Origin of the sequence: Streptomyces sp. SID14436 (assembly GCF_010548465.1) — a bacterium.
GTDB lineage: Bacteria > Actinomycetota > Actinomycetes > Streptomycetales > Streptomycetaceae > Streptomyces.
In genome coordinates this window covers 1-7,338 of record NZ_JAAGMD010000213.1, presented here as the reverse complement: position 1 = coordinate 7,338, position 7,338 = coordinate 1, and the positions used below count along the sequence as shown (strand labels likewise).

Here is a 7,338-nt window from a genome sequence, read left to right as displayed (position 1 = left end):
CGGCGACGGTCGCGGGGGCGTGCCGGCGCAGCTCGGCGATGTGGGTCGCCACGGTGCCCGCGTCGCCGCGCGCCACGGGGCCGGTGAGGGCCGCGTCGCCGGACCGCAGGGCGTTGTCCAGGGCGGCGCCGAGCAGCGGGCCCAGCATCCGGTCGGGGGCCCCGACTCCGGCGGCGCGCAGCAGCTCCAGGGACTGGGCGACCAGCGTGACCAGGTGGTTCGCCCCCAGGGCGAGGGCCGCGTGGTAGAGCGGGCGGTTCTCCTCGGCGATCCATTCCGGTTCGCCGCCCATCTCGATCACGAGGGCCTCGGCGGCCAGCCGCAGCTCCTCGGGCGCCGTGACGCCGAAGGAGCATCCGGCGAGCCGCTGCACGTCGACGGGGGTGCCGGTGAACGTCATCGCGGGGTGCAGTGCCAGCGGCAGGGCACCGGCCCGCAGGGCGGGGTCCAGCACCTTCGCGCCGTACCGCCCGGAGGTGTGCACCAGCAGCTGCCCGGGGCGTACCGCGCCGGTGTCGGCGAGGCCGGTGACCAGCTCGGGCAGGGCGTCGTCGGGGACGGTCAGCAGCACCAGCTCGGCCCGCTGGAGCACCTCGGCGGGCGGGACCACCGGCACGTCCGGCAGCATGTCGCCGGCGCGCCTGCGGGAGGCGTCGGAGACGGCGGAGACGGCCACCGGGCGGTGTCCGGCCAGTTGCAGGGACGCGGCGAGGGCGGGGCCCACGCGTCCGGCGCCGACGACGCCTACGGTGAGCCGCGCGGGGCGGTCCCGGGGATCCGGCTGTGGGGTTGTGTTCACGCGACGGGGGCCTTCCCGTTCCAGTCCGCTCGGGGTACCGGACGATTTCTCGTCATGTTAACGCGATCGGTTCCGGCGGCGTTCGGTTGTCCACAGGCTGTGGGTTTCCGTGCGCCCGCGTGACACACGCGCGTGCGGAAATGCGGATGCCCGCGCGTTCGGCCGCGCGGGATGATCCGGGTATGAACGTTCCCGGCGCGCACGACCCGAGCGCAAGCCGCCCCCACCCCGACGCGTCGGCGCCGCCCCCCGACGCGCGGGCGGACCTCCGTGAGCGGCGTCTCACCGCGCACCGCGAGGCGTCCCGCGTGCTCACCCGCCCGGGCTATGTGCTGACGCTGCGGGAGCGGCTGGCGCTGCTGGACGGGGCGGCGGAGCTCCACGACCTGGACGAGCCGTCGGACACCTACGGCAGCGGGGTGGTGGAGGCCCTGGAGGACCGGGTGGCCGCCCTGCTCGGCACGGAGGCCGCCGCGTTCTTCCCGACCGGCACCATGGCCCAGCAGGTGGCGCTGCGCTGCTGGGCGGGCCGCGTCGGCGGCACCGCTGTCGCCCTGCACGGGCTCAGCCACCCCGAACTGCACGAGCGGAACGCGTTCAGCCAGGTCAGCGGGCTCCGCCCGGTGCGGATCACCGGCGAACCGCGGCAGATCACGGCCGCCGAGGTGCGGGACCTGGAGGAGCCGTTCGGCGCGCTGATGCTGGAACTGCCGCTCCGGGAGGCAGGATTCCTGCTGCCCACGTGGGAGGAGCTCACCGGGATCGTCGACGCCGCGCGCGAGCGGGACGCGGTGGTCCACTTCGACGGCGCGCGGCTGTGGGAGTCCACCGTGCACTTCGGCCGGCCCCTGGACGAGATCGCGGGACTGGCGGACAGCGTCTACGTGTCGTTCTACAAGTCCTTGAAGGGGTACGGCGGTGCCGCGCTGGCCGGTCCCCGGACGCTGGTGGACGAGGCGAAGACGTGGCGGCACCGCTACGGCGGCTCGGTGTTCCAGCAGTTCCCCACGGTGCTGTCGGCCCTGGCCGGACTGGAGCGGGAACTGCCCCGGCTGCCGGAGTACGTCGCCCACGCGCGTGAGGTCGCCGCCGCGCTGCGCGAGGGGCTCACGGCGGCCGGGGTGCCGTGGACGCGGGTGCACCCGGAGGTGCCGCACACCCACCAGTTCCAGGTCTGGCTGCCGTGCGCCGCCGATGTCGCCGCCGACGCGGCCGTGCGGCAGGGCGAGGAGACCGGGACGCTGCTGTTCGCTCACGCCTGGAACGCGCCGGGCCCGGGCCTGGCGGTCACCGAGGTGGCCGTGGAGGAGGCGGGCCTTCGGTGGACGGCGGACGACGTGCGGAAGGCGGCGGCCGGGTTCGTGGCCCGGGTCGCCGGGGCGGCCGGGTGGTGAGGCGCGGGGGCCGCGAGGTCCTGGTGGCGGTGCCGGGCCCGCGCGGGCGGTGGGGCGCCGGTCACGGCGCGGTGCCGTCGATTGACGGGCGCCGTCAATCGACGGCGGCGTTGCCGGTGGCCCGGTGCACCATGTGGCCATGAGTGTGCGCATCGACATCACCGGGCTGCGGCCGGAGAGGATCACCGCCGTGGCCTCCCCCCTGGCCGAGCTCGGCATGGCGCTGCACGCGCTGTCCGAGCCGGCCCACCACCCGGGCCTGCAGGGGTGGGTGACGGGCGTGACCGCGCGCCTGGACCCGCAGCTCGCGGACCGCATGTGCGAGGCGGACTTCCTGTGGCGGACGACGTTCTCCGACCTGTTCCTGCCGTGCGCGGCGTTCCCCGGGGAGGAGGGGCTGCCGGGAGCCACGCTCACCGAGGAGCTGGACCTGCTGGACAAGTTCTCGGACGAGCTGTTCGTCGACGCCGCCCTGGAGTTCACGTGTGCGCTGCCGTACAGCACGCCCGGGCCCGGCCCGCTCGGGGACCCGGAGCTGCGCCGCCGCGCGCTGGAACTGGCCGCCGCGCGGGGGCCGCAGCAGGTGCGGTTCGCCGAGCGGCTGCTGGCCGACCCGCCCCGTATCCGCGCCTGGCTGCGGCAGTTCCTGGAGGACTGCGACGAGGCGTTCTTCGCGGCCGCGTGGGCCCGGCTGCGGCACCAGCTCGCCGCCGACACCCGCCACAAGACGGACCTGCTGCGCCACAAGGGGCTCGCCGAGGCGCTGGCCGCGGTGTCCCCGGCGGTGACGCTGGACGAGGCGGCCGAGCGGATCACGGTCGACAAGCTGGGTGACGGCCGCACCGCCACCGCCGACGGCGGCCTGCTGCTGATCCCGACCAGCCTGGGCCGGCCGCACCTGATCGTCCTGCACCGCTACGGCTGGCAGCCGGTGCTGCAGTACCCGGTCCGCTCGGCCGAGCTCGCCGCACCGCCGACGGTCGAGCAGCTGGCCCTGCGGATGACGGCGCTGTCGCACCCCGTCCGCATGCGGCTGTGCCGCCATCTCGCGCGCAGCGCGTACACGACCGGCGAGCTGGCGCGCGTGCACGGTCTGACGGCGCCGGAGGTCTCCCGGCACCTGGGCGTGCTGAAGAAGGCCGGGCTGGTCACCACCCGCCGGCGCGGGCGCTATGTGCTGCACCAGCTGGACGTGACGGTGGTGGCCCGGCTCGGCAGCGACTTCCTGGAGGCGGCGCTGCGCTGAGACCCGGCGTGCGGGCGCCCTCCGGCGGGTCAGTCGAAGCGGATGTGCCGCAGCCCCACGCCGGCCTGCCGCAGCCGGGTGCGCAGCGGACCGTCGTGATCGGGGGTCAGGGTCAGCCCGGCCAGGACCGCGATGCGGTCGGCGGTCCTCGGGACGGTCGTGCGGTCGGTCCACAGGTGCTCGGCGAACTCCGGACCGGCGAGCCGCTCCAGACAGTGGTCGAGCCGCTGCACCGCCCAACTCTCCCGGCGCAGGCCCCCGTTCCCGCCGAGCGGGTGCCGCAGCCGGTGCACGGGGCCGCGTTCCCGCAGCCGCCGCAGCACGGTCGCGCGTTCGGCCATCAGCGTGAAGTGGCGTACGTCGTGGCCGAGTTCGCGCAGCCGGCCGACGGTCTCGGCGAAGTACCCGGCGTCGGTGACGGTCATGGGGGCGATCACCACGCCGTCGTGTCGCGCGAGGACGAGGTCGAGCACCTCGACGACGCCCCGGCGCCACGCGGGGAAGTCCTGGAAGTCGCCGCGCAGGCCGGGCGGCAGCATCCGGTTCAGGCCGAAGCCGGCGTGCTCCGGGTCGCAGACGACGCTGCCGGGCAGGCGGCGCCGTATCTCGTGTGCGGTCTGTGTCTTGCCGCCCCCGAAGGGGCCGTTGATCCACAGGAGCATGCGCGGCACCCTACCGGCGCCCCACGGGCCGGGAGGGCCGGACGGCGGGACTCCCCGCGCGTCCGGAACCCGCGCGTGCGCAGCCCGCGTCCCCGCACGGCGGGTCAGCCGTGGCCGCCGGCCCGGACCAGGCCCGTCTCGTAGGCGAGGACGACGACCTGCACCCGGTCCCGCAGCCCCAGCTTGGTCAGGATGCGTCCCACGTGGGTCTTCACCGTCGCCTCGGACAGCACCAGACGGGCCGCGATCTCCCCGTTGGACAGGCCCTGGGCGACCAGCACCATGACCTCGCGCTCCCGCTCGGTCAGCCGCTCCAGCGCCTTGTGCTGCGGCTGCTTGCCCGAGCTGGGCAGCATCGGCGCGAACCGGTCCAGGAGCCGCCGGGTGGTGGACGGGGCCACCACGGCGTCGCCGCTGTGCACGGCGCGGATCGCGCTGAGCAGTTCGCCCGGCGGGACGTCCTTGAGCATGAAACCGGAGGCGCCGGCCTTCAGCCCGGAGAAGGCGTACTCGTCGAGATCGAAGGTGGTCAGGATCAGCACCTTCGGCGGGTCGGCGTCCATGCAGATCCGCCGGGTCGTCTCCACCCCGTCCAGCTTCGGCATGCGGACGTCCATGAGCACCACGTCCACGGCGGTGGACCGCAGCGCCTCCAGCGCCTCCACGCCGTCGCCCGCCTCCGCCACGACCTCCATGTCCGGCTGGGCGGCGAGCACCATCCGGAATCCGGTGCGCAGCAGCACCTGGTCGTCGACGAGCATCACGCGGATCGTCATCGGTCCCTCTTCCGTCGTCCGTCGTTCGGAGCTGGCTCCCTGCCGGCGCGCCACTCGGCCGCCGGCGGGGTCGTTGCGGGTGCGGCCACGGGGAACGCGGCCGCGGGTGCCCGCGCGCGGGAGGCGCACAGGGGTCGTACGAGGTTCGTACGGGGGTCGTGCACGGTTCGTGCGGGGCTGGTGCGGGGGGTTCGTACGGGTCGTCGTCACACGTGTCACGAGCGGGCGTGCGCGGGCTCAGTGCGCGGGTTTGAGCGGCAGCAGGGCGCTGATGCGGAATCCTCCGCCGGGCCGCGGACCCGCGTCCAGGGTCCCGCCGACCATCCCGACCCGTTCGCGCATGCCGATCAGGCCGTGCCCCTGCCCGTCCAGTCCGCCCTCCTCGTACAGCTCGTGCGGGGCGCCCTTGCCGTCGTCCTCGACGAGCAGGCCGAGCCCGTCGTCGAAATAGACCAGGCGCACACTGGCGCCCGTGTTGGGCCCGCCGTGCTTGCGGGTGTTCGTCAGCGCCTCCTGCACGATGCGGTACGCGGTCAGTTCGACCCCGCTGGGCAGGGGGCGCGGGGTGCCCTCGACGCGGAAGTCCACCGGCAGCCCGGACGTGCGGCACTCCTCGACCAGGTCCTCTATCTGCTGCACGTCCGGCTGCGGCACGTACTCCCCGGCCTCCTGGTGCTCGCCGGTGCGCAGCACGCCGAGCAGGCGGCGCATCTCGGCGAGGGCCTGGCGGCCGGTGGAGGAGATGGTCTCCAGCGCCTTCTTCGCCTGGTCGGGCGCCGCGTCCAGGACGTAGGCGGCACCGTCGGCCTGCACCACCATCACCGACACGTTGTGCGCGACGACGTCGTGCAGCTCGCGCGCGATGCGGGCGCGTTCCGCGGCGACCGCGACCTTGGCCTGCGCCTCGCGCTCCTTCTCCAGCCGGGCGGCGCGCTCCTCCAACTGCGCGAAGTACGCGCGACGGGTGCGGATGGAGTCGCCCATCACCCAGGCGAGGGCGAACGGCACGGTCTGGAATATCACCAGGGCGATGTTGCCCGCCGTGCTGGTGTCCGGGTTCGGCCAGCGCAGCTGCGCGAGCGCGGCGGCACACAGGCCGGCGGTGAGCGCGAAGCGGGACGCCCAGCGGGCGCCGATGGCGGCGACCGTGTAGACGATCACCAGCATGGCGAAGTTCGCGGGCAGCGTCGGGACGTCCGTGATCAGCTGGAACACGCCCACTGCGGCCGCGAGGACCAGCATCTGCTCCGGCATCCTGCGGCGCAGCGCGACGACCAGGGACAGCAGCAGCATGACCACGATGCCGAGGCCCTGCTGGACGGCCCCCTGCTCCTGGGGTTCGACGGTTCCGCCCAGGACCGAGATCCCGAAGAGGACCACGGCCCAGAAACCGTCGACCCACGTCGGGTGTCTGCGGAGGAAGTCATAGAGGCGCTGCACGTAACCCAGCGTAGGGAAGCCGGATGCGTGCAGGGGTCAACCGGAGGGCCGATCCCCGGTGCGCGGGCGTACTCCGCAAGGTGGAGGCCGGGCATGTGCCTGCGCCTACGCTGGGCCGGTGACGGGCGGGACGACGGGAGGGCGGGCACGCGTGGAGGCCGCGGCGGAGACGGGGGCCGGGACCGGCCGGCGGGGCTGGCGGGCGGCGATGCGGAACGCGCTGTACGGGCCGGACGGCTTCTACCGCCGCCCCGAGGGACCCGCCGGGCACTTCCGTACGTCGGTGCACGCCTCGCCGCTGTTCGCGCGCGCGGTGGCCGCTCTGCTGTGCCGGGTCGACGAGGCGCTGGGGCGGCCCCGGGTGCTCGACTTCGTGGACATGGCGGCCGGGCGCGGAGAACTCGTCACCGGGGTGCTCGCCGCGCTGCCCCCCGAGGTGGCGGACCGCACCCGCGCGTGCGCCGTCGAGATCGCCGGCCGTCCCCCCGGCCTGGACGGGCGGATCGCCTGGCGGGCCGAGCCGCCGCGGGACGTCACGGGGCTGCTGTTCGCCAACGAGTGGCTGGACAACGTGCCCCTGGACGTCGCCGAGGCGGACGCGGCGGGCGTACCTCGCCTGGTGCTGGTCGACCGGGACGGGACGGAGCGGCTCGGGCCGCCGGTCACCGGCCCGGAGGCCCGGTGGCTCGACCGGTGGTGGCCACTGCACGCCGGCCACGGTCCCGCGGCGGCCCGGGACCGGACCTCACCGCCCGGGGCGGCACCGGCCCCCGGGACGGCGTCGCCCGGCACGGAGGGGCTGCGCGCGGAGATCGGGCTGCCCCGCGACGAGGCCTGGGCGTCGGCGGCCGGGACGGTCGCGCGCGGGCTCGCCGTGGCCGTGGACTACGGCCACACCCGGGACACCCGGCCACCGTTCGGGACGCTCACCGGGTTCCGCGACGGGCGGGAGACGGCACCCGTGCCGGACGGGAGCTGCGACCTCACCGCACACGTCGCCCTGGACGCGTGCGCGGCGGCC

The 7,338-nt window shown here is 75.2% G+C and carries 7 protein-coding genes; 3 read left to right on the top strand and 4 right to left on the bottom strand.

The window, feature by feature from the left end; genetic code table 11:
• A partial coding sequence (locus G3I53_RS07870; protein WP_164438159.1) for a DUF2520 domain-containing protein occupies window positions 1-799 on the bottom strand: 799 nt, incomplete at its 3' end.
• Window positions 800-981: 182 nt separating this feature from the next.
• On the opposite strand from G3I53_RS07870, the gene G3I53_RS07865 reads away from it, so the two are divergent.
• On the top strand, window positions 982-2,193 hold the full coding sequence (locus G3I53_RS07865) for a beta-eliminating lyase-related protein (protein ID WP_239063660.1): 1,212 nt from the start codon (window positions 982-984) through the stop codon (window positions 2,191-2,193).
• Between the two features lie 139 nt (window positions 2,194-2,332).
• A complete protein-coding gene (locus G3I53_RS07860) occupies window positions 2,333-3,439 on the top strand; it encodes a DUF5937 family protein (protein ID WP_164335070.1) in 1,107 nt (368 codons plus the stop codon).
• A gap of 29 nt (window positions 3,440-3,468) precedes the next feature.
• Here G3I53_RS07860 and G3I53_RS07855 read toward each other — a convergent pair whose 3' ends face one another.
• From G3I53_RS07855 to G3I53_RS07845, 3 genes are all read right to left on the bottom strand, one after another.
• Complete coding sequence (locus tag G3I53_RS07855) at window positions 3,469-4,101, bottom strand: AAA family ATPase (protein WP_164335068.1); 633 nt, start codon at window positions 4,099-4,101, stop codon at window positions 3,469-3,471.
• A 104-nt stretch (window positions 4,102-4,205) separates the two neighbouring features.
• Window positions 4,206-4,877 carry a response regulator transcription factor gene (locus tag G3I53_RS07850; RefSeq protein ID WP_164335066.1) on the bottom strand — a complete coding sequence of 224 codons (672 nt, stop codon included), beginning with the start codon at window positions 4,875-4,877 and terminating at the stop codon, window positions 4,206-4,208.
• A 237-nt stretch (window positions 4,878-5,114) separates the two neighbouring features.
• Window positions 5,115-6,317, bottom strand: coding sequence for a sensor histidine kinase (locus G3I53_RS07845; RefSeq protein ID WP_164335064.1), 1,203 nt, complete (start codon window positions 6,315-6,317; stop codon window positions 5,115-5,117).
• A gap of 208 nt (window positions 6,318-6,525) precedes the next feature.
• Between G3I53_RS07845 and G3I53_RS07840 the strand changes: the two genes are divergently transcribed.
• Window positions 6,526-7,338 (top strand): SAM-dependent methyltransferase (locus G3I53_RS07840; RefSeq protein WP_164438160.1); only part of this gene is annotated, 813 nt, incomplete at its 3' end.

Bases quoted from the DNA above. Each gene is read 5' to 3' on its own strand.
- G3I53_RS07865 (WP_239063660.1), top strand. From the start codon at position 982: ATGAACGTTCCCGGCGCGCACGACCCGAGCGCAAGCCGCCCCCACCCC.
- G3I53_RS07850 (WP_164335066.1), bottom strand. From the start codon at position 4,877: ATGACGATCCGCGTGATGCTCGTCGACGACCAGGTGCTGCTGCGCACC.
- G3I53_RS07860 (WP_164335070.1), top strand. From the start codon at position 2,333: ATGAGTGTGCGCATCGACATCACCGGGCTGCGGCCGGAGAGGATCACC.
- G3I53_RS07855 (WP_164335068.1), bottom strand. From the start codon at position 4,101: ATGCTCCTGTGGATCAACGGCCCCTTCGGGGGCGGCAAGACACAGACC.